Source organism: Achromobacter veterisilvae (assembly GCF_900496975.1).
Taxonomy (GTDB): Bacteria; Pseudomonadota; Gammaproteobacteria; order Burkholderiales; family Burkholderiaceae_B; genus Achromobacter; species Achromobacter veterisilvae.
This window is the reverse complement of sequence record NZ_UFQC01000004.1, coordinates 167,262-186,383: the sequence shown is the minus strand read 5'-3', so window position 1 is coordinate 186,383 and position 19,122 is coordinate 167,262. Positions and strand designations below refer to the sequence as shown.

Genomic DNA, 19,122 nt, shown 5'->3' with positions numbered 1-19,122 from the left:
GCGACCATGGCGCAGCCCCCCGCCTACAACCGGACCAAGGATTTCTCGGCCGACTATGGCGACCAGACCGACAACCAGGCCATCAACAACGAACTGGATGCGGTCGCTACGTCGATCAACGCTATCCGCGGGAATCTCGCCAAGATCCAGCGGGACGACGGGGGGCTGCGCGACGGGATCGTCACGAAGGACGCGCTGGATCCCGAATTGAAGGACGAGCTGTACGCAGAATTTTCGGGCAACATCAATGACAGCGTATTGAAGGCCCAGCAGGCGGCTGTGGAGGCGAATAACGCTGCCCAGGTCGCCGTCGATGCGTCGGTCACTGCCGCAAGCGCCCGCGACGCCGCGCAGACCGCGCAGACCAGCGCCCAGGTCAGCGCTTCGGCAGCCAGCATCAGCGAAGCGGCTGCAGCGGGGTCTGAGGCTTCGGCACAGACGAGCGCCACGAGCGCGGTAGCGGCTGCCGTAGGCGCTTGGGAAAGCGCTACCGCCGCAGCAGGATCGGTGACCGAGGCAAATAGCTCGGCGGTCGGCGCAGCTGCGAGCGCCTCAGATGCTGCTGGAAGTGCGTCTGCGGCGGCCGGCAGTGCGTCATCGGCATGGGTCGACGCTAGTGGCGCAGCAACGAGCGAGAGCGCCGCGGCTGCGTCGGCGACCGTTGCGGTATCGAGCGCTACGCTGGCGCAACAGTGGGCCACGAAGACGGATGGTCCAGTAGTCGGTGACGAGTATTCCGCTAAATACTATGCCGCCCTCACTACGGCAAGCCCGAAATGGGCGACAAGAGGGATTGGTGAGCTTGTGGCCGTCTGGGACCATATTCCCGGTGCCGACATTCCACCCACAGATATTCCTGGCTGTCGCTACATAAAACTCTCGGCATCAGATCCATACAACGCTGGCGTTCTCAGCGGCGAGTCTGTGTCCGGAAGCGCACCGCTTCTAACTGCGACTGCCGTAATTGCGCTTGCAGATAGCCCGTTGAATGGGGTCACGATCAACTTGGTCAACACTGAGCGCCGCGGTATACGCGCAGGCGCTTCCGGTGATGTTCAAGATGACGCACTTCAAAAATTTGCTCTGCGCGCGCGACGCGGTAGCGGCTCCGTCGGGTTGTCAGCCGATGCCATGGGTAGTTCAGATGGCTCACTTTCCGTCGGCATCTCCAGCATGGGGTTTTACATCGAGACTACTGCAAACGTTGTCTTTGACGCACCGACCGGTGGCACGTCGGTACGCACATCAACAGAAACGCGGATGCGCAACGCTGGCGCTACCTATTACATGAGGATCCTCTGATGCCCTACGCCGCAGATGACCAGATCAGCCATGACCCGATCCCCGGCGGTATCGAGATCACCGATGACCAGTATGCTGCCGCGCTTGCCGGCATGCTGGATGGGAAAGTGGTTTCCGTCGAGGGTGGTTTCAGCATCGCGCTTCCGCCCAAGCCAGATCCCGAGCCGGAGCCTCCGGCAGCGCCTCGCACGATATTCAGCGTGCGGGAGTTCCGTCAGAGATTCAGTCTTGACGAGCAGATGGCGGTCCGTGCAGCTAGCTTCGCTGATATGCACATCGGTCTCATATACGACGAATTTCTCGCCGCGCAGTTCATTGATGTGACAGACCCCGCAACGGCGGCGGGCATCGACCTGTATATCAGCAAGGGCTTGCTCCAGATCGACCGGCGCGACGCGCTGCTGGCGCCGACCCTCGACCAGGAGATTCCAGCATGAACGACTGGAAACAGACGATTGCATGGCTGGCTGGCGTGGGCGCGCTCATCGCAGTCGGGCGCGCCCTGACAAGCCAGGAGAAGCTCTCGTGGCGGGTCGTGTTGGGTCGCACCATCTTGGGAAGCGCCGTCGCGGCGGTGGCGGCGCTCATCTACATTCCGTTCCCTGACGCTCCGATGCCTGTTGTGATCGGCGCCGGAGCAGGCCTTGGAATCCTTGGCGAACAGGTGCTGGAGCTTGCCGCTCGGCGCCTTATCGCCTTCAAACTTGGGGGAGGGGATGCGAAATGAGCCAAGCCCCTGAGTACGTCCGGCAGAAGAATTTCCTGGACAACAACCCAGACCGCACAGACCACGGTGCGCTGAATGCCGAATACGATGCCGTCTCTACCAGCATCAATGCTTTGCGTGCGAATCAGGCGCTTCTGCAGGCCGACGATGGAACGTTGAAGGCCGGCACTGTGGGCGTCGAACAGTTGACGCCGGATGCCCAGGAAAACCTCTCTCGGCCAGGCCCTGAAGGCCCACAAGGTCAGGTCGGAAATACTGGCCCCCAAGGGAACCCAGGGGCTCAGGGTCCCGTCGGCGCGTCTTTCAACGCCGATGCCCGCGATATCGCGGCGAACCGAAGCCTGTACGACACGGAGCCGAAGGGTTTTTCCTTCCTCGCCATGGATACAGGCCTGCTCTCATTCAAGCTGTCGGCGGCTTCAGGCGATTGGTCTGCGGGGTTTGTATTCGGTAGAGGGGCCCAAGGAATACAGGGGGTTCCGGGTATACAGGGGCCGCCAGGCCTGCAGGGCCTGCGTGGGTTACAGGGTAACCAAGGCATACAGGGAGTTCCGGGCCTCCAGGGTAACCCTGGGGTCGTGGATTATTCGAAAGTGGTGCGCAACGACATCACATCGGACCAATCCATTCAGAGCCCGCTGTCGGCGCCCTCATTTGCCGGCGCGCTCGGGATGGCAGCGCCGTTGTTCATGTTCACAGGGTTCCAGTTTCGGCTGATCCCCAACAACTCGCGCCTGCGGCTCGACAATGGCCAGAACACGCCGGCATTGCAGTCAATGGAACTGGATTCCCTGGTGACTGCCGGGACCAGCGCGACGAACACGGGAGTCAAGCTCGCCAATGGGGCCGACATCGGAACAATGTTCGATCCCGCCGGGTCCTCGGCTGGAAAGCTCGCGTCCGTTGACACGACGCCTCAGACCGTCACTCTGACCGGCAAGACCACCCTGACGGCCACGCTGTCGCAGGTTGGAGGCCAGGTCGTTCTCACGTTGAGCGCTACATGAACGGATTATCTGATCGCTACAAGACCCTGGGCGAACTACGCCGCAGGCTTCGCGCGCGCCTGGGTTTCGCCGTACAAGGGCCGGCCGCGGAGAACAATCGGGACGTGCTGAATGACTTTCTCCAGGAAGGCCACGAGTACATTCAGTCGCTGGTCGGGGTGTCGGCATTGCGCAAAAAGTGCGCTATCAAGACTTCCGCGGGTTCTTACCTGTACGACTGGCATAACGATGACGAGGACGAGGACATTGACCCGGCGAATGTGCTGTCGGTCTGGGTCGTCCGTGGAGACTCATGGCGCGAGCAACTATTCCAAGGTATCACCGAGCGCCAGCGCGAGCTGACCGACATGCGTGACGTTCCCGAGCGCTACGACACGCTGAACGGCCAAATGGAGCTTTGGCCGATCCCTGGCGGCCAGTACGACGTCATCGTCGAGTACACCGCGTCTCCTGGGAGGTTCGAGCAGGATTCCGACCGGCCGACGGTTCCCGGCCGTCTGGTATTTCTCTATGCGCTGGCGCAGGCGAAAGCGCACTATCGACATCCTGATGCAGCCGTCGCAGGCGAGGCATTCAAGGCCCTGTTTGGGAAATTCAAATCCGATCAGCACGAGAATCGACGATACATCGCTGGAGCGCCTGCGCCATCGCAGCCTCAGGTCGTGCAGACTGCTGATGGAAGTTTCGTCCTGGGGCGATAGATGGCAGCGAAATCGATCACCTTCGATAAATTCGACCTCGGCATAGATCGCCGCAAGGGCGCCAGCGTCTCGGACGCCAACCGACTGCTGGAGATGAAGAACGCGTATGTGACTACCGGCCTTGCTACACAGAAGCGTCCGGGCCTGGTCAGGGTCACGACGCTGGAACCTGGCACGGTGGGCCTGTTCGCCGGCCTGGGAAAGCTGAACACGTTCTACGGCCAAGGCTCCGTCACGCATGCGGATACCCGCTTTCAGGCGCACAAAGTGGCACATCCGGATGGTGAGCGCGCGGCGGTCGACGTTTGGTTTGCCGACGTGTTCAACGCCTTCATCTATGCGGTCGTCGAGTATGTAGATGGCAGCGTCCGGCACCATTACCTGGATACGCCTGCTGCATGGAAGGCATCAACGACAGTGCGGCTTGGCGACTATGCCGGCTCGACTACGCCGAACCTGCTCCGGTACCGCGTGACCGCCGTGGATGGCGGGATCTCCGCCTGGGCGGCATCCACCGCGCAGGCGCTGAATAGCCAGCGCCGCCCGGCGACCGCAAACGGCTTCCGCTATCAATGTACCGTGGCTGGCACCACCGCCACTGTCGAGCCCGCGTGGCCGACCGAGAACGGGAAGACGGTGACGGACGGATCGGTAACCTGGACTGCGCTGGATACCGCGACCACGGCGGCAACGGAACCCGCATGGCCGACGAATTCTGGCGGCCAGGTGGCAGACGGAACCGCGATCACATGGACGGCGGAAACCACCGCCATTGCGGACCTGAACTGTCCGCACACCAAAGCCGTCATCAAGACCGCGTCGCGCATTTTCGCTGCTGGTGCTGACGGGTCCACGGTGCGTTACTGCGCGGCGGCAAAGCCTCGGGATTGGAGCGCCACGAACGACGCCGGCTTCCTGCCCACCGGTCTGCAGTTCAGCGGCGACCGGAACGCCAACGCCCTGGGGCTGTACCAATCGAATCTGGCGGTTTTTGCGCGGGACGGTACGCAGATTTGGGAGGTCCAGAACGTCGATCCGTCGACGATGAAGTTGGTGGATCGGGTCGAGAATGTGGGCACCAGCTATCCGCGGACTGTGCGCAATGTATCCGGGGATCTGTACTTCCTGGCCGACTTCGGCTTCCGATCGATCACCACGCTTCAGTACACGAACAATCTTGCTGATGTCGACGTGGGCAGCCCCATAGATTCGTTGGTGGTACCCGACATCCGGCAGTCCAACGCGGTGCCTAAAGCCTTTTTCCACTACGGAACGGGCCAATACATCTGCGTGATCGGTAGCATCCTGTATGTCTATTCGGTCTCGCGCACGGCCAAGATTGCGGCTTGGTCGCGCTATTACATCCCTTTCCGGGTCGATGCGTTTGCTGAGCTGAACGGCGAGCTTTACTTCCGAAACGGCGACGATATCTACCGGTTTACTGCGGATGCTTATGACGACGCCGGCACGCAGTTCGAAGTGTTGTTGCAGCTTCCCTATATGGATCTCAAGGCGCCCGGGCAGATGAAACGCATCCTGGGTGCGGATGTTGTGATGGAAGGTGAGTGCGAATTCTCCATCGCATTCGACGTGCGCAATCCGGACGCCTACACGCCGCCGGTGCGGATCCGCGGGAATACCCGGCCGGATGGGGTCATCCCGGTGGAGTGCTCCGGTACCGAGTTCTCACTGATCTTCCGCAACCTATCCAGCAAATCCTTCCGCCTGGATGCGGTGACGCTGTATTTCGAGGCGCTCGGCGCGGTGACCTGAGAAGAGCCTATGACCTTCCCATCCCTGACCGTATCGCCAGTACAAAGTCGGCCGCTTGATGCCAAGCTCGTCTGCCCATTGGGCCAGCGACTGCGTGCGCCCTTGCCATGCGACGAGGACGTTCGTGCGGCGATTGTTTCCCTGTTCGATGGCAGTGGACCAACGACAGTTTCCGAGCTCATATGGGCCATTATTGTCGATACGATCAATGGAATGGCGGGGCGAGGGGCGCGGGCCCATATCTGCGAGAAAGGTATCGAACGAAGCCCGCCATCGCGGGCAGACAAAAATCCCGCGCGCGCTGTAGTTGTGCGCATCCTTGGAGCCATGCTTACAGCGCTCCAACATTCCTTGCCATACCTGCCACTCAGACGTGCCGGTCAGGCCGTGTCTCGTCTTTGTCGCGCGGTTGCGTTCAATCAATTGGGTTTTTCGCAAGCACCCGCAGGAGCGCGTGCCCCCCTTTTTGAGATTGGCGCTCCATGCGGTTTTTCGCCCTCCACATTCGCAAATGCAGTCCCACATGGAACCGCCGCGCATAGTGTTGGTGGCAGATCGGCTGATCACGGTGAGCAGGCCGAACTTCTGCCCTACGAGGTCGAGTGCTTTGGTCATGCCGGCACTCTAGATCGAACAGAGCGCCAGTATGGATTTTTGTCGATGGAGATTTCATGAAATTGACGTTTATCCAGGACGCGGCCGAGCTGGAGGCAGAATTCCCCAAGCTGCTGCCGATCTTCGAACGTCTTCCGCCCGTGCCGGAATACCAGCCGCGCCAGTTGCTCGACTTGGCCCGGCGCGGCGCCGCTCACATAGGGCGCATCGAGGGCGACGACGGCGAACTGGTTGGAGCGATGGCCTTCGAATTTATCAACTACCCGGCCGTGCTGGCAGTCAACATCATCGCCCTGGCCGGTGAGCGGTTGGACGAGATCGCAGCCGATTTGTTCGACAAGTTCAGAGTGTTTTGCCGCCTCGCCGGGGCGGACATTGTGGAGGCGCGATGCGGCGAGGCAATGAGCCGGATGCTGCAACGCTATGGCTTTGGAAAGGCGTACAACGTGGTGCGCGCAGATTTGGGAGATTGACATGTCTGGTGGCGGCGGTGGCGGCGACGGTGGCGCCCAAAAGATGGAAGACCAGCGGCAAGCGCGAGTGCAGGCCGCGGTCAACGCGATCAATTCGATTTTCAACGGCTCTCCAACCCTGAAGGGGGTGGGTCAGGCCAATACGTTCAACCAGGGCCAAACGTATTACAACGCGGACGGAAGCGTGTGGGCCGCACCCACCAAGGCCATGAACGCGACGACCGGCGATCGCCTGGACGGATATCTGAACGGCAACCTGAATATCTGGGACGGCAGCAGCGGCGGGTACAACGTACTCGACCAGGACGCCATCAACCAGGCCCTTCGGTCCGGACAGCTCTATACCGGTGTCCAGCGCGTGGCCGGCATGGATCGCAACGCGATGTACGACCAACAGCGCCAGGCCGTGACGGATCTGAACCGCCGCGACGTTGACCGCCAGTTCCTGGACGCCGAGCGCGCAAACCGGTTCGGGCTGGCGCGGTCCGGGCTGATCGGCGGTTCGGCCGACATCGACAGCAACGCAGAACTGCAACGCCGCACGAACGAAGGGCTGATCAAGGCCGCGGGTATCGGAGACCAGGCGGCGGCGGACCTGCAGACCTCGGACGAGCGCAGCCGGCAAAACCTGATTTCCATGGCCCAGTCGGGCATCGACACCGGACAGGCCGCCCAGATGGCGCTGTCGCAGTTGGATGCGAACTCCGCCAATGCCGCGTCGGCGAGGTCGGGCGCGACGGTTGGCAACCTGTTCGGCGACCTGGCGCAGGCCTATCTGTATGGCCAGCAACAGCAGGGTGCACGCGCTGGCGCGGCGCCGTACCAGCAGTGGCAGCCGGGCGTCAGCAGCAACCCGCGGTCGAGCTACGCCGGATCCACCAGCTAAGGAGGTAGACCGATGGATCCGTTCACCATAGCCAGCTTGGTTGCCATGGTCGCCGGGGCGGCCCTGCAGCAGAAAGCAGCATCCGATGCCCGGCGAAACCAACAGCGCTTGATCCAGGAGAATCTGATGCGCCAGCAGGGCCTGCAGCAGCAGGCCGAGCAGGCAGCGCTGGCACGTGCGCAGGATTTCGCGCCGGAAGTACGCCAGGAGAAGCAGCAGGAGCTGGAGCAGCAGGCTACCGAGCAGATGATTCAGCCTGTGGAGCAGTCTGCCCAGGCGATGCAGGACCAGTCCGCGGTGCAGGGCAACGTTTCCCAGGACTACGCGGCGGGTCGTGCGCGGTCGCAGGCTGAACAATTGCGCAACGCCAACGCATTGGCCAGCGTCCTGGGCAAGATCACCGGGGCAGGCCGCTTGCGCACGAACGAGGCCCTGGGTATGGCCGAGACGGGGCAGTTGATTGACCGGCTGAAGAGTTTTTCGCAAGGCAGTGGCAACGCCGCGCAGATCGGCATCAGCCGTGCGGGGCAGCCCAGCGGCGGCACGATGCTCGCAGGCGGACTGCTGCAGGCTGGCGGTTCCGCTGGCCTGATGAGCGGCCTTGGTGGTGCGGCCGGGGCTTCGAACGCTTGGTCTGGTGGCGGGCTCGCTTCGGGCGCGGGCGGAGCCAATGGTATTTCCATGGGCTCAGGAGGTCTAGGGCTGAAAACGGCGTCCAATCCGCTTGGATTTGGGAAATGGCTCTGAGGTGACCTATGAACGATAACTTTGCCACCGGCGCGTTGCCCGGTCTTTCCAACGCCATCCGCGCCTTGGGTTTGGGGGCTAACGTTCGCCAGCAGGCCCAACTGCAATCCGGCCTCATGTCAGCCCAGGCAGCAAAAGCGGGGCAGGATGCCGAGATGTCGGGTCTGAAGCTGGAGAAGCTCCGAGACCCTGGCACGATCTCCACGCTGAACAGCATCATGCCGGGCCTGGGGGACATGTACGCCACGGGCGGGGACGTCAATAACCTGGCCGGCGGCGCCAAGACCCTGCAGCAGGTCGGATTTCGCAAACAGGTGTTGGACAATTTTGGGAATCCTGGGACCGACCGTGACACGATCAATATGCTTACCTCGGCTCTGGAGGGGAAGACCTACGAGCCGTTCAAGAATATTGGCGAAACCGGGTCGGGTTACAACGCCGCGACGGGACAGGGGGTCGTTATCGACCCCGGTATGCGCGCATTGTTCGGCGAGAAGGAAGGCACGACTCCTCTTATGCGAAATCTGGTCGCGGCTGGGCTGCAGCCCGGGACGAAGCCCTATCAGGACGCCATGCTGGCCGGCACCAAAACGGGAACGACGGTGAATGTCGGCGGGGAGAAGGCTTGGGACAACGAAAGTGCCAAGCTCTTCGCAAAGCGGTACGACGATCTCGCCACGCAGGCGCAGGCGGCCCAGCAGATGATGGGGATGTATGACCTCGCAGAGCAGGCGCTGTCATCCGGGGTGCGCACCGGCGTGGGCGGCGAATCGGAACTGAATCTGCGCCGCTTCGCTCAGTCTATCGGCGTTGGCGATGCCGACAAGGTTGCCGGCGGCGAGCTTATCCGAGCGATCCAGAACCGCATGGCGCTTATCATGCGCTCGCCGGACAGTGGCATGGGCATGCCGGGCGCCGTATCGGACCGGGACCTTGTCTTCCTGCGCGACGCACAGATCGGCCTTGACCGCACACCCGAGGGCAACCGCAAGATGCTCGCCGCTTTCCGGGCGCTCGAACAGCGCAAGGTTGATATCTCGCGGCTGGCCGACGACTATATCGCCGAGCATGGGAGGCTGGATTTCGGCTTCAACCGAGCCGTGCGAGACTATGCCGCCGCGAATCCGCTGTTCAATACGCCGCCCGAGCCGCAGCCGGCAGCCGGCGCACCCAGCGGCGCCACCGGCGATGATTTTGCGCATTTGTGGGGTGGGTAATGACGATCGACGAATTGGGCGCCTACGCCAAGGACCAACGCGTCCGCCGCTTCCTGGACGCCATCGGCAGCGCCGAAGGGACCGACACGCACGGCTACAACACCGCGTTCGGTGGCGGCAAGCTGGAATCGCTGGCGGACCACCCGCGCCTACTGCACGACTTCACCCAGACGGACGGTACGCCAAATAAGACCAGCGCGGCCGGCCGGTATCAGTTTTTGGGGAGCACGTGGGATGACATCGCGGGCAAGCTGGGCCTGAAGGATTTCGGGCCCGAAAGCCAGGATATCGCTGCGGTGGAATTGCTTCGTCGCAATGGAGCGCTGCCGGCCATCCTCGCTGACGACTTCGACACGGCGATCCAGAAGTCGGGCAGCACGTGGGCCAGCCTTCCCAGCAGCCCCTATGCGCAACCCAAGCGCTCGCCGGGGTTCATGGCCCAAGCACTGGACAAGGCCGCGTCTGCGATTCTCCCGTCCGCCCAGGCAGCGCCAGCACCCGCCAAGGCTCCGACGCCTTGGAAAGACGTTATCGCCAAGCCGGAATTCCAGGCCCTGACGCCCGAGCAGCAGGCCAAGGCCCAGCAGCAGTACTTCGACCAAGTCGTGGCGCCGCGCGTGCCGGCCGGCAAGATCGACGCGGCCCGCGCGCAGTTCATGGGGCAGTATGGGGCCCCGGCAGCGGCCGCAGCTTCCTCATCCACCGCGGAGCCGGGAGCGCTGGACAATCTGAAGGAGGGCTTCCAGCAAGGCTTTGGCGATATCTTTGCGGGCGAAGGGCAAAATGCGATTCATCAGACGCTTTCCATGGTCAAGGCAATTGCGCCTGAATCCGAAATGGCGAAGAGGCTTGAGCGGCGCGCTGCTGAGGCTGATCAGGAAGCGATCAAACGGGAACAAGACTATCAGACAGCCACCCCCGGCTCAGTCGCCGCTGGTGTCGGGCGCATCGCGGGCGGGGCGGTATTGCCCGGGGCCGCTGGCAGCCGCTTGATTACGGCCGGCGGTCAACTTGCCCGATCAGGCGCGAGCGCGCTCACGAACAATGCAACTGTGCAAGGAATGGCCGCGCTGTTCGGGCGTGCGGCCGGAAGTTCGGCATTGGGCGCGGGCTTAGCCGGTGCCCAGCCTATTACGGAGGCGGGAGACTATGACGCGTTGAAATCTAAGCAACTTGCCACCGGTGGCGCGGTGGGCGCGGTGATCCCTTTCGCTGGGGCTGCTGTAGGAGCAGGGGCCCGCTACGCGGGCAACGTGGCCAGAAGCCTGCTTCAGCCTTTCACGGAAGCAGGGCAGGGAAAAATTGCGCAAAGCGTGATGCGTGAGTTCGCCAGCGATCCGGCCGTGGCTGCAACGAACCTTGGCCGATCCTCTTCCGTACTGCCGGGATCGGCGCCAACTACGGCTGAGGCTGCGGGCGACGTGGGGCTTGCGCAATTGCAGCGAGCGCTTCAGTCCTCGGACCCTACCCGATTCGGAACGGCGCTGGCCGAACAGCAAATGGCCAACAACGCGGCGCGTGTGGCCGCTTTGCAGGGAATCGCCGGAGACGACGCTGCTCGGGCGGCGGCGGTGGCTGCGCGCAGTGCTGCGGTAGAGCCTCTGTATGCCGCCGTTCGTGGACGCACACTTGACGTTGATGGAGCCTTGGAACAGTTGCTGAAGCGGCCGGCCATGCAGTCTGCGGTTGCCAGAGCGCAGCGATTGTCCGCCGAACGAGGGGAGGAGCTTTTCGCTGGCCAGCCTGGTGCAGCTACGCAGCAGATCTCCGGGAATGGTCTGCATACGCTGAAGCAAGCACTGGATGACATGCTCAATGACCGCACGCTGGGGATTGGGGCGAACGAGCAGGCTGCGTTGCGCGCGACGCGCGGGCAGTTCATGAATTGGCTCGAATCACGGATTCCTGAGTACGGGCAGGCCCGCAGTCTCTTTGCCGATCTCAGCAAGCCGATCAACGCTATGGATGTTGGTCAGCGGTTGCTCGATAAATACACGGCGGGGACGGCGGATCTGGCTGGCAACCCGAGATTGATGGCCGATGCCTTCAACAAGGCGCTGCGCAATGAGCGTGCCCTGGTACGGCAGTCGACTGGCTTCGGTGGCGTGGATTCTCTAGCCGATGTGATGAACCCACAGCAACTGCAGACCATCCAGAGCATCGTGCAAGATCTTTCGCGGCAGGCTGCTACACAAAACGTGGCGCGTGCTGCTGGGTCGAACACAATGCAGAACATCGCAACTGATCGGATCTTGCAAGCCCTGCTGCCCGGGAAACTGGGGCAGGTCGCGGGCGACAAGGGAGGTCGGACTGTGTTGGGGCAGGTTGGGCGGCTTGCGTACAGCGGGGCGAACGAGCGGATCCGGGAACGCTTGGCCGAGGCGCTACTCGACCCTGCAGTCGGGCGCGCGGCTTTCCAGGGTAATGGTGGTGGTGTCGCCGCGCAGGCGGCGACGCAGGCGGGCATAAAGGCTCTCTTTCCAGATCTCTTCCCGGCCATCACTACGGGGGGCTTGGGCCTGCCGGCGGCGCGCTAGCCAGCGATAGAAGATGGGGCCGTAGTGAATTTTCCAGGCCGCGATGAGCATGATCGCGAAGCCAATGGCTTGAGCGATCTTTTCCCATAGGGGGAGATCCTTCATCCGTCAACCCCATTGGCATGTTGGTTTGAGTAAGTGGAATTCGGCCGAAATCCAGCAACAATCCAACAAAAAGTGAAGTAGGCAGCCCAGATCGCAGCAATCGGCCCAAACATGAAAAACAAAGCATTCAAGATGCTAGTTGCGGGCGGTTTGGTAGAGGGATCCCATTTGACAGCCGATGGGTCGATTTTTTTGGGCTCGTCAAATTGATCAAAGAAGTTTGGAGTCTCGCCCGGGAGAGGATAGGCCGAAAAGAACTGTGCTCTGGCCGCACCAAGCTTATCGTTTGGTACGTACGGCGCCACGACTTGGTCGAAGTACTGTTGCCGAGCAGTTGTTTGTTGCTGAAGAGTCAATGCTCGGAACTCTGGTTTAACAATGACATCCTTCCAAGGCGTTGGAGGCTTTTGAACAGGCGCCTTGGTGTCTGCGAAGATGTCGGCAAACTTGTCTTCTGAGCCTTGTGCTGCTTGTGCAGTGGCAAGGATCGCCCCAGCCAGTATCAACCAGAGAATGGACACAACTATCAAAATGCGCCGGATACCCCTGCGCCACTGGATGGTCATTTGTCCGTCTCCTTCGTTGTGTGGTCGAAGTGCATCCGCTCTGCCGGCTTCGCGGATTCTTCCGCAGCGCCGGCGTGGACGGCCGCGTTGCGCCGCTCGATTCGCTCGCGCAGTTCCTTGAGGCTACGGTCTCTGGCCTCCATAGCCTGTTTTAGCTGGTCTTCATATTTCTTGGCTTCTTGCTCCAGCCAGCGGTCTGCGTAGCGGTACTCGCTGATGATCTTTCGCCAATCCCATTCGTCGATCCCGAAGTCGTCCAGCCTTAAGTCATGCTCTTCGGCATAGGTCTCGAGTTCGTGAAGGTCATCCTCCATGATCTCCGCGACCTCGGACAGTTTGACGACCAATGTGTGATTCTTGAACTGCTCTTCCGCAAGCTCCGCTTGAAGCCTGGCAGCCAACGCTGCCATGTCGGCAGTGGAGCTGTCGCTGGCCATAGGATCAAACGACGCCTGGAGCCGCTCAACGATTTCGGCGTTGAGGCTCCGGGCGTTTTGCTTGGCAGCCTCTTCCACTTTGGCTTTGAGGGCGGGCTGCATCCTCAGGCCAAACGGGGGAATTGCTGAGATGGGTTTGGGTGACGTGGACATGGCTGCAATTATGTAGTGGTTTCCCTATTGACGATACAACTACAGATATGTAATCATTACAGTTATGTAGTCATCTTTCATGGAGGAACTATGGAACAGGAAGAATGGCGGGGACAGCTCCGCGCCCCTACGGACGTCATGGCATGGATCAGGATTTACGCGAAGGAGCGCTTTACCAGCATGAACGCTATCGCTGTCGAGGCCCTGCGGGAGTACAAGGCGCGTCGGATGGAACAGGAAAAGGAGGTCCGCCATGGATGACCTCATCCAAGTCAAGGGCGATGACCTGTGGACGACATCGGACATCGTGGCGCGGGAATTCGGTCGTCGGCATCACGATGTGATGCGAGCAGTAGACAAACTGGTCGAAAGCCGGGCAATCAATCTGCGTGATTTCACGCAGATTACCTACACCGACAGCAAGAACCGGACGTACCGTGCGTACCAACTGACCGAGCGTGCTTTCCTTATCGCCATGCCGTTCATCGGTGGCGACAAGGCTGAGCAGGGCCAGAAACGTCTTGTCGACGAGTTTCTGCGGATGCGCGCCGAACTGCGCCGCATACTTCTCCAGCGCCAGGACGCCTATTGGCAGCAGAAGCGCCTGGAAGGAAAGGCAACTCGGCTGGCTCTGACAGGCGTTATCCAGGAGTTCGTCAGCTACGCGAAGGCGCAGGGAAGCCAGAACGCCGCCAAGTACTACATGAGCATCACCAAGATGGAGTACGCAGCCCTTGAGCTGGTCAAGCTGGCCTCGGACAAGGCTTTCCGCGATGTTCTAGATGCTGTCCAGCATAGCCAGCTTACCGTGGTGGAAATGGCGTGCCAGGAAGCGTTGACGCAGGGCATGGAAGAGGGGCTGCACTACAAGGATTGCTACCTAAAGGCCAAGGAAGCATGCGAGGAACTGGCGGTGGCCTTGAAAAGGCGCATTCCTAACCGGGGGAACGCCGCTAATCAGCGCCTAGCGAGGGCTGTGGCATGAGCGAACCAGCATACATTGCGCTCTTCGATGAACATGCCGACTTGCTCAATCCCATATTGTCGATGGCAGCCCAATACGAGAAAGAGTCAGGAACGAGTCAAATCACGACATATATGCTGATCTTTTCCTCGATCGCCCACCAGCTTATTTTCATGGGGATGCATGAAATGGTCGAGCAACTGCATGGATTGATCGACATGTTCCAGCGGGATGCGGTGCGCGATTTGACTGCCCAGTGTCATGACATCCCGGTAACTCTCGACGGGCCGGACGCAATCCAATGATCAAGCCCGGACTTGAATCTACCCCCAGCGATTTGTCATCATGTTCTGGACAGACCGAGAAGGAGCCGCCATGTCAACCCTGACCCCCTCGAGCGCTCGTTCTTTAAACGCATTTAATAGAACACCGGAGGCTGCACTGGCATATTTGCATCTGCGTGATCCAAAAGGAAACGCCCCGACGGCTGGCACCGTCGAGGCGTTGAAACTGCAGTCCCAACCCGAAAAGAAAGGGAATACCCGATGAAAGTTAACACAGAGGTCGCGATGCAGCAATCCGCCGTTGTATTGACTCACCCGCAATTTGATCGCGCAAAGGTAGAGCAGGCGCCGCGGCGCGGTCGCTTGCCCAAGGGCGTCGTGGCGATGAGGACGCCGCGGGAGGTGGCGGAGGCGGTGCCGTCGCCGGCGGATCCCATGGATCCCCTGACTGCTGCCTACCGGATGCTGGACATGATGCAGTGCACGCTGGACGTCATGCGGCGGCGGTTGGCTGAGTACGCGGACTCAGGACGTCGGACCGGGTAGGCCGTCGCGAGGCTCGACACCCTCGGCAGCCCCTCTTCGGAGGGGCTTTTTCATGGTCGCGAGGCGGTTCGACCCCGTTTGAGGCCGTTCGGCTTAGAGTTCGGCCAAGCGAACATTAGCGATTGCTAAAGGTTCGCCGTGTATATACAATGGACTTATCGATTACATTGTGATCATGCCCGGGGGAACTGAGTGGGTCTCATCATCTCGCAAGGCGTCCGGGCTAAACTTTCGGCCAAGACCCCTCCCGTGTCCGAAGAGGACATTCTCCAGTGTTTTGCGAACCGTGTCGGTAAGAACCTGCAGGACAAGCGCGCCAAGAACCTTACCGACCCCCTTACTGAATGGTTCATTGCTGAAACGGACTACGGCCGAAAGCTGAAGGTCTGTTACATCCCGTTCCCGGATAAGTTTGTGATTCGCACAGCTTATGATCCTGACCGGGAAGAGATTCGTATATACAGGAAATATGGAGAAAATCATGTCTAAGGCCACACATATCACGGACACCGACGACGCGTGGGAATCCGGTGAACTGGGCCGGGACGAAGAGAGTGTCGTCGCGGTTGACCACAACGAGACCGCTCTTAACGAAGCGCTTGGTTTGCAGCCTATCTCTATCCGTTTGGAAAAGGCTCTGATCGAAGATTTTAAGATGATCGCCTCGATCCATGGGTTGTCGTACCAGCCTTTGATGCGGCAGGCTCTGCGGCGCTTCGCCGACGGCGAGAAGCGTCGTCTGCTGCAAGAGGCTGCGTGCCGCGCTAGGGCGGAGGTTGAGGCAGTTGCAGAGCGGGCGAAGCCGCGTGAGAAGCGCGTCGCGTAAGCACTGAGCCTCAAGCCGTTGAGAACAAGCCGCCTTCGGGCGGCTTTTTCATTGGTTGACGAAAATCCGCCACCGCCCCGTGTGCGCCACAGAATGGCCCCATCGAAACTGTGGGGCCGTTCATGTCCTTCCAACTTTCCCAACGCAGTCTAGACCGCCTGGCCGGCGTGCATCCCGACCTAGTCGAGATTGTGAAGCTGGCCATCCAGCGCACTGCCGTGGATTTCACCGTTGTGGAAGGCCTGCGCACGGTCGCGCAGCAGCGCGAGAACGTGGCCAAGGGCGTCAGCCAGACGATGGCCAGCTACCACTTGCCGCAGGCGGACGGGTTGAGCCATGCCGTCGACCTGGCGCCGCTGGTCGACGGGTCGATTCCCTGGAACAACTGGCAGGCCTTCGCGGATCTGGCCGGCGTGGTCAAGGCCTGCGCCGCCGAACTGGGTGTGCCGGTGGAGTGGGGCGGCGACTGGAAGACGCTAAGGGACGGCCCGCATTTCCAGATCCCGCGTGACTGGAAGGGGCGCGCGTGATCGCCGGCCTGCTGAAGATGCTGACAGGTTGGAAGGGCTACGCCGCAGCCGGCCTGCTGGGCGCGTTGCTGCTGGGGGCCTCCGTGGGCGCGATTGCGTGGTACGGGAACTCCCAGCGCGCCGCCGGCCGGGCCGAGTGCGAGGAAGCCAACCGCGTGGCCAGCCTGGAAGAATTCAAGACGGAGGCTGAGCGGCTGACCGGTCTGTCCGGCGACCTGCAGGCCCGCATCGATCAACTCGCCGCGACGTGGCCGCAGGTCATCGAGAGGTATACCCGTGAAATCGTTCAGCGCCCTTTGCCTGCTGACTGCGTGCGCGACCCTGGCCGGGTGCGCGCAACCAATGACGCCATCGACGCGGCCAACGCTGCCCGTCAACCTCAGCGCGCCGTGCCCACCGATTCCGCACGTTGATTCGGCATCCTGGGACGACTTGGCGCAGGCTCATGCCGCGCTGGCGTTCCAGTACGCGGAGTGCGCCGCCCGGCATCAGGCTGTGGTAGATGCCTGGGCCAAGCCTTAAACCCGTTCCGCCCGATGGGCCAGCCAGAACCAGTGGCTAAACTTACCGCGTCGGGCTTTCTGTTTGCGGTAGAACAGGCGGACTCGGCCGGCGTGCCCAGCATCTATCACAACGTCATAGTCGCGGTCCTCGGCTGTAACGGCCGGCGGCAGGGTTTGGGCGGCCTGGGCCACGTATTGGCCGGGGACCTCGGCGAGAATTCCGTTGTCGTTCATGATGGGAAGATACTGGATGGTTGCACAGTATATTCCCATTGAAATCGGGGTCAGCTTTCGGGCTTTCCCGAGACTGCGGCAGCCTCTGGCCCATGCTCAAGGTAGTAGACGAGAGCGCGGACGATCAGCGCGATCTGCCGCTGCTGCGCGATCGGCAGGGCGGCGAATTCTGCCACGGTGAAATATCGGTCATAGGGCCAGGGTTCCATGCTGGGACTGTAGCCCGGCCCAATCTCTGTATCCGGTCATTGGTGGAATTACAGGACCATCCCTACCTAGGCTCGGGCACCCGTCAATATTTTCCCCACCAGGCCAAAAGCAAAAGGCCCCTTTCGGGGCCTTTGCAAAGCACGTAAGTGCTTGAATACTGGCGGAGAGGGTGGGATTCGAACCCACGGTACGGGGATACCGTACGCCTGATTTCGAGTCAGGTACATTCGACCACTCTGCCACCTCTCCTTTCCGCTACGGGGTTTCGAAAACGGCGGAAAGATTCGTTTAAGGATTCATTCCACGCAAGATCCCTGGTCGGAAGGATCTTCGTTGTCGAAGTAGCGAAGCCCGCAATTCTACAGGATTTTTTTCACTTGTGTAAAGAGGTGCCTGAAAGCGGCCCATCGCGGGTTTCAACTGACTTCCGGCGGCGGCATTCTTTGCCCAGAATCTCCCTCATGCCGGCCTTGCGCGCCGGCCTCTTCCGCAGCCCATCGCCTTCATGGATCTCATCCTCATCCTCCTGCTCGCGGCCGTGCTGTGCGTGCCCGTCACCCAGCAACTGGGCCTGGGCGCCATTCCGGGCTATCTGATCGCGGGCGTGCTGGTGGGGCCGTCGTGCCTGAAGCTGGTCACGAACGTGGACACCATGATCGGGGTGTCCCAGTGGGGCGTGGTGATGATGCTGTTCATCATCGGGCTGGAACTCTCGCCCAGGCGCCTGTGGGCCATGCGCAACGAAGTCTTCGTGCTGGGTTCCCTGCAGATGCTGGTCTGCGGCCTGCTGCTGGGGGTGGTGTTCGGCGCGGCGCTGCGGCACCTGGCCGGGATGGGATGGCAGGCGGCGGTGCTTTGCGGCCTGTCGCTGGCGCTGTCGTCCACGGCGGTGGCCTTGCGCCTGCTGGAGGAGCGCGGGCTGACGCGCATGCCGCTGGGGCGGTCGGCCCTGGGGCTGCTGCTGTTCCAGGACATGGCGGCGATCCCCATGCTGGTGGCGGCTGGCCTGCTGGGGTCCGACGGCTCGTCGGCGCCGTCCTTCAAAGAGGCCCTGGTCGCCGTCGTCGTGGTCGCGCTGGCCTACCGCTTGCGGCTGCTGGGCTGGGCGGCCAAGGCGCAGTTGAACGAACTGTTCACCGCCGCGGCGCTGCTGATGGTGGTGGGCGCCGCCCAGTTGTTCGACTACGCCGGCCTGTCGGCGGGCCTGGGCGGATTCCTGGTCGGCGTGCTGATGGCCGAATCCCGCTACCGGGACGAACTGGAAAAGGCCATCGACCCGTTCAAGGGCCTGCTGCTGGGCCTGTTCTTCGTGGCCATCGGCATGTCCGTGAACCTGGGGGTGGTCGAACACCACTGGCTCTTCATTATCGTCGGCGTGACCGCGCTGCTGCTGGTCAAGGGCCTGGTGCTGTACGGCTTTGCGCGGTTCCTGGGGCTGCCCCGCTACCACCGCCTGCTGTTCGCGGTCGCGCTGGCGCAGGGCGGCGAGTTCAGCTTCGCGATCTTCAACGAAGCCTGGGACAACCATCTTATGAACCTGGAGCAGCGCGACGTGCTGTCCGTGGTGGTCGCGATCTCGATGGGCGTGGTGCCGGTGCTCATCAAGCTGCTGGAGCGCATACCCGAGAACCGGGGAGGCATGGCGGACCTGCCGGCCGCCGGGCCCGCGGCGCCGCCTTCCGGACCCGGGGACAAGCCGCCCGCGGCCTGACCCCGCCGGCCGCGCGGACATGGCATGATTGCCGTCTTGCCGGGCAGCTACACTTGACGCCTGCCTTG

General features: G+C 61.7%; 26 protein-coding genes and 1 tRNA gene. 21 read left to right on the top strand and 6 right to left on the bottom strand.

Annotation, left to right across the window (positions count from 1 at the left end; all coding sequences use genetic code 11):
* Positions 1–6: 6 nt before the first annotated feature.
* From AVE30378_RS05140 to AVE30378_RS05115, 6 genes are read left to right on the top strand one after another with little or no spacing between them, the layout of a single operon-like run.
* Entirely contained in the window at positions 7–1,302 is a 1,296-nt protein-coding gene (locus AVE30378_RS05140; RefSeq protein ID WP_129239695.1) for a hypothetical protein, read from the top strand.
* Positions 1,302–1,739: a hypothetical protein gene (locus AVE30378_RS05135; RefSeq protein WP_129239694.1), complete on the top strand. Its 438-nt coding sequence runs from the start codon at positions 1,302–1,304 to the stop codon at positions 1,737–1,739. Before AVE30378_RS05140 ends, AVE30378_RS05135 begins: the two co-directional genes overlap by 1 nt.
* On the top strand, positions 1,736–2,029 hold the full coding sequence (locus AVE30378_RS05130) for a phage holin family protein (protein WP_129239693.1): 294 nt from the start codon (positions 1,736–1,738) through the stop codon (positions 2,027–2,029). Before AVE30378_RS05135 ends, AVE30378_RS05130 begins: the two co-directional genes overlap by 4 nt.
* Positions 2,026–3,036, top strand: coding sequence for a collagen-like domain-containing protein (locus tag AVE30378_RS05125; protein ID WP_129239692.1), 1,011 nt, complete (start codon positions 2,026–2,028; stop codon positions 3,034–3,036). The genes AVE30378_RS05130 and AVE30378_RS05125 overlap by 4 nt, the downstream gene beginning before the upstream one ends.
* Positions 3,033–3,737: a phage adaptor protein gene (locus AVE30378_RS05120; protein WP_129239691.1), complete on the top strand. Its 705-nt coding sequence runs from the start codon at positions 3,033–3,035 to the stop codon at positions 3,735–3,737. The genes AVE30378_RS05125 and AVE30378_RS05120 overlap by 4 nt, the downstream gene beginning before the upstream one ends.
* Complete coding sequence (locus tag AVE30378_RS05115) at positions 3,738–5,510, top strand: hypothetical protein (RefSeq protein WP_129239690.1); 1,773 nt, start codon at positions 3,738–3,740, stop codon at positions 5,508–5,510.
* On the opposite strand, the gene AVE30378_RS05110 is transcribed toward AVE30378_RS05115, so the two are convergent.
* The gene (locus tag AVE30378_RS05110; protein WP_129239689.1) at positions 5,442–6,125 is read right to left on the bottom strand and encodes a hypothetical protein; all 684 of its coding nucleotides are present in this window, start codon (positions 6,123–6,125) and stop codon (positions 5,442–5,444) included. The genes AVE30378_RS05115 and AVE30378_RS05110 overlap by 69 nt on opposite strands.
* A 56-nt stretch (positions 6,126–6,181) precedes the next feature.
* Between AVE30378_RS05110 and AVE30378_RS05105 the strand changes: the two genes are divergently transcribed.
* The 5 genes from AVE30378_RS05105 to AVE30378_RS05085 are packed head-to-tail and all read left to right on the top strand — an operon-like array spanning position 6,182 to position 11,985.
* Entirely contained in the window at positions 6,182–6,598 is a 417-nt protein-coding gene (locus tag AVE30378_RS05105; RefSeq protein ID WP_129239688.1) for a hypothetical protein, read from the top strand.
* 1 nt (position 6,599) lies between these two features.
* The gene (locus AVE30378_RS05100; protein WP_129239687.1) at positions 6,600–7,484 is read left to right on the top strand and encodes a hypothetical protein; all 885 of its coding nucleotides are present in this window, start codon (positions 6,600–6,602) and stop codon (positions 7,482–7,484) included.
* 12 nt (positions 7,485–7,496) lie between these two features.
* Positions 7,497–8,231 carry a hypothetical protein gene (locus AVE30378_RS05095; protein WP_129239686.1) on the top strand — a complete coding sequence of 245 codons (735 nt, stop codon included), beginning with the start codon at positions 7,497–7,499 and terminating at the stop codon, positions 8,229–8,231.
* Between the two features lie 8 nt (positions 8,232–8,239).
* Positions 8,240–9,448 carry a hypothetical protein gene (locus AVE30378_RS05090; protein WP_129239685.1) on the top strand — a complete coding sequence of 403 codons (1,209 nt, stop codon included), beginning with the start codon at positions 8,240–8,242 and terminating at the stop codon, positions 9,446–9,448.
* Entirely contained in the window at positions 9,448–11,985 is a 2,538-nt protein-coding gene (locus AVE30378_RS05085; RefSeq protein WP_129239684.1) for a glycoside hydrolase family 24 protein, read from the top strand. The genes AVE30378_RS05090 and AVE30378_RS05085 overlap by 1 nt, the downstream gene beginning before the upstream one ends.
* 101 nt (positions 11,986–12,086) lie before the next feature.
* Here AVE30378_RS05085 and AVE30378_RS05080 read toward each other — a convergent pair whose 3' ends face one another.
* Positions 12,087–12,656 carry a hypothetical protein gene (locus tag AVE30378_RS05080; protein WP_129239683.1) on the bottom strand — a complete coding sequence of 190 codons (570 nt, stop codon included), beginning with the start codon at positions 12,654–12,656 and terminating at the stop codon, positions 12,087–12,089.
* Entirely contained in the window at positions 12,653–13,246 is a 594-nt protein-coding gene (locus AVE30378_RS05075; RefSeq protein ID WP_129239682.1) for an Arc family DNA-binding protein, read from the bottom strand. Before AVE30378_RS05075 ends, AVE30378_RS05080 begins: the two co-directional genes overlap by 4 nt.
* A gap of 90 nt (positions 13,247–13,336) precedes the next feature.
* On the opposite strand from AVE30378_RS05075, the gene AVE30378_RS32530 reads away from it, so the two are divergent.
* The 9 genes from AVE30378_RS32530 to lysC all read left to right on the top strand — a co-directional run bounded on the left by AVE30378_RS32530 (position 13,337) and on the right by lysC (position 16,918).
* Positions 13,337–13,507 carry a hypothetical protein gene (locus AVE30378_RS32530; protein WP_165360091.1) on the top strand — a complete coding sequence of 57 codons (171 nt, stop codon included), beginning with the start codon at positions 13,337–13,339 and terminating at the stop codon, positions 13,505–13,507.
* Complete coding sequence (locus AVE30378_RS05070) at positions 13,500–14,231, top strand: Rha family transcriptional regulator (protein WP_129239681.1); 732 nt, start codon at positions 13,500–13,502, stop codon at positions 14,229–14,231. The genes AVE30378_RS32530 and AVE30378_RS05070 overlap by 8 nt, the downstream gene beginning before the upstream one ends.
* The gene (locus AVE30378_RS05065) at positions 14,228–14,515 is read left to right on the top strand and encodes a hypothetical protein (protein WP_129239680.1); all 288 of its coding nucleotides are present in this window, start codon (positions 14,228–14,230) and stop codon (positions 14,513–14,515) included. Before AVE30378_RS05070 ends, AVE30378_RS05065 begins: the two co-directional genes overlap by 4 nt.
* A gap of 70 nt (positions 14,516–14,585) precedes the next feature.
* Positions 14,586–14,759 (top strand): hypothetical protein, encoded by a 174-nt coding sequence (locus AVE30378_RS32525; protein ID WP_165360090.1) that lies wholly within the window; start codon positions 14,586–14,588, stop codon positions 14,757–14,759.
* A gap of 473 nt (positions 14,760–15,232) precedes the next feature.
* The gene (locus tag AVE30378_RS05060) at positions 15,233–15,529 is read left to right on the top strand and encodes an ADP-ribosyl-(dinitrogen reductase) hydrolase (RefSeq protein ID WP_208742350.1); all 297 of its coding nucleotides are present in this window, start codon (positions 15,233–15,235) and stop codon (positions 15,527–15,529) included.
* Positions 15,522–15,866 carry a hypothetical protein gene (locus AVE30378_RS05055; protein ID WP_208742349.1) on the top strand — a complete coding sequence of 115 codons (345 nt, stop codon included), beginning with the start codon at positions 15,522–15,524 and terminating at the stop codon, positions 15,864–15,866. The genes AVE30378_RS05060 and AVE30378_RS05055 overlap by 8 nt, the downstream gene beginning before the upstream one ends.
* 122 nt (positions 15,867–15,988) lie before the next feature.
* The gene (locus AVE30378_RS05050) at positions 15,989–16,396 is read left to right on the top strand and encodes a M15 family metallopeptidase (protein ID WP_129239679.1); all 408 of its coding nucleotides are present in this window, start codon (positions 15,989–15,991) and stop codon (positions 16,394–16,396) included.
* Complete coding sequence (locus tag AVE30378_RS05045) at positions 16,393–16,809, top strand: hypothetical protein (protein ID WP_129239678.1); 417 nt, start codon at positions 16,393–16,395, stop codon at positions 16,807–16,809. Before AVE30378_RS05050 ends, AVE30378_RS05045 begins: the two co-directional genes overlap by 4 nt.
* Positions 16,739–16,918, top strand: a complete 180-nt coding sequence (lysC, locus tag AVE30378_RS33085) for an Rz1-like lysis system protein LysC (RefSeq protein WP_425265774.1) — start codon at positions 16,739–16,741, stop codon at positions 16,916–16,918. The genes AVE30378_RS05045 and lysC overlap by 71 nt, the downstream gene beginning before the upstream one ends.
* Here the strand turns inward: lysC and AVE30378_RS05040 are convergent.
* From AVE30378_RS05040 to AVE30378_RS05035, 3 genes are all read right to left on the bottom strand, one after another.
* On the bottom strand, positions 16,915–17,133 hold the full coding sequence (locus AVE30378_RS05040) for a hypothetical protein (RefSeq protein ID WP_129239677.1): 219 nt from the start codon (positions 17,131–17,133) through the stop codon (positions 16,915–16,917). The two genes, lysC and AVE30378_RS05040, sit on opposite strands and share 4 nt — an antisense overlap.
* Positions 17,134–17,183: 50 nt before the next feature.
* Positions 17,184–17,342, bottom strand: a complete 159-nt coding sequence (locus tag AVE30378_RS32520) for a hypothetical protein (RefSeq protein WP_165360089.1) — start codon at positions 17,340–17,342, stop codon at positions 17,184–17,186.
* Positions 17,343–17,501: 159 nt separating this feature from the next.
* Positions 17,502–17,592: transfer RNA gene (locus AVE30378_RS05035), tRNA-Ser, on the bottom strand.
* A 256-nt stretch (positions 17,593–17,848) separates the two neighbouring features.
* On the opposite strand from AVE30378_RS05035, the gene AVE30378_RS05030 reads away from it, so the two are divergent.
* Positions 17,849–19,054: a cation:proton antiporter domain-containing protein gene (locus AVE30378_RS05030; RefSeq protein ID WP_129239676.1), complete on the top strand. Its 1,206-nt coding sequence runs from the start codon at positions 17,849–17,851 to the stop codon at positions 19,052–19,054.
* Positions 19,055–19,122 lie beyond the last annotated feature (68 nt).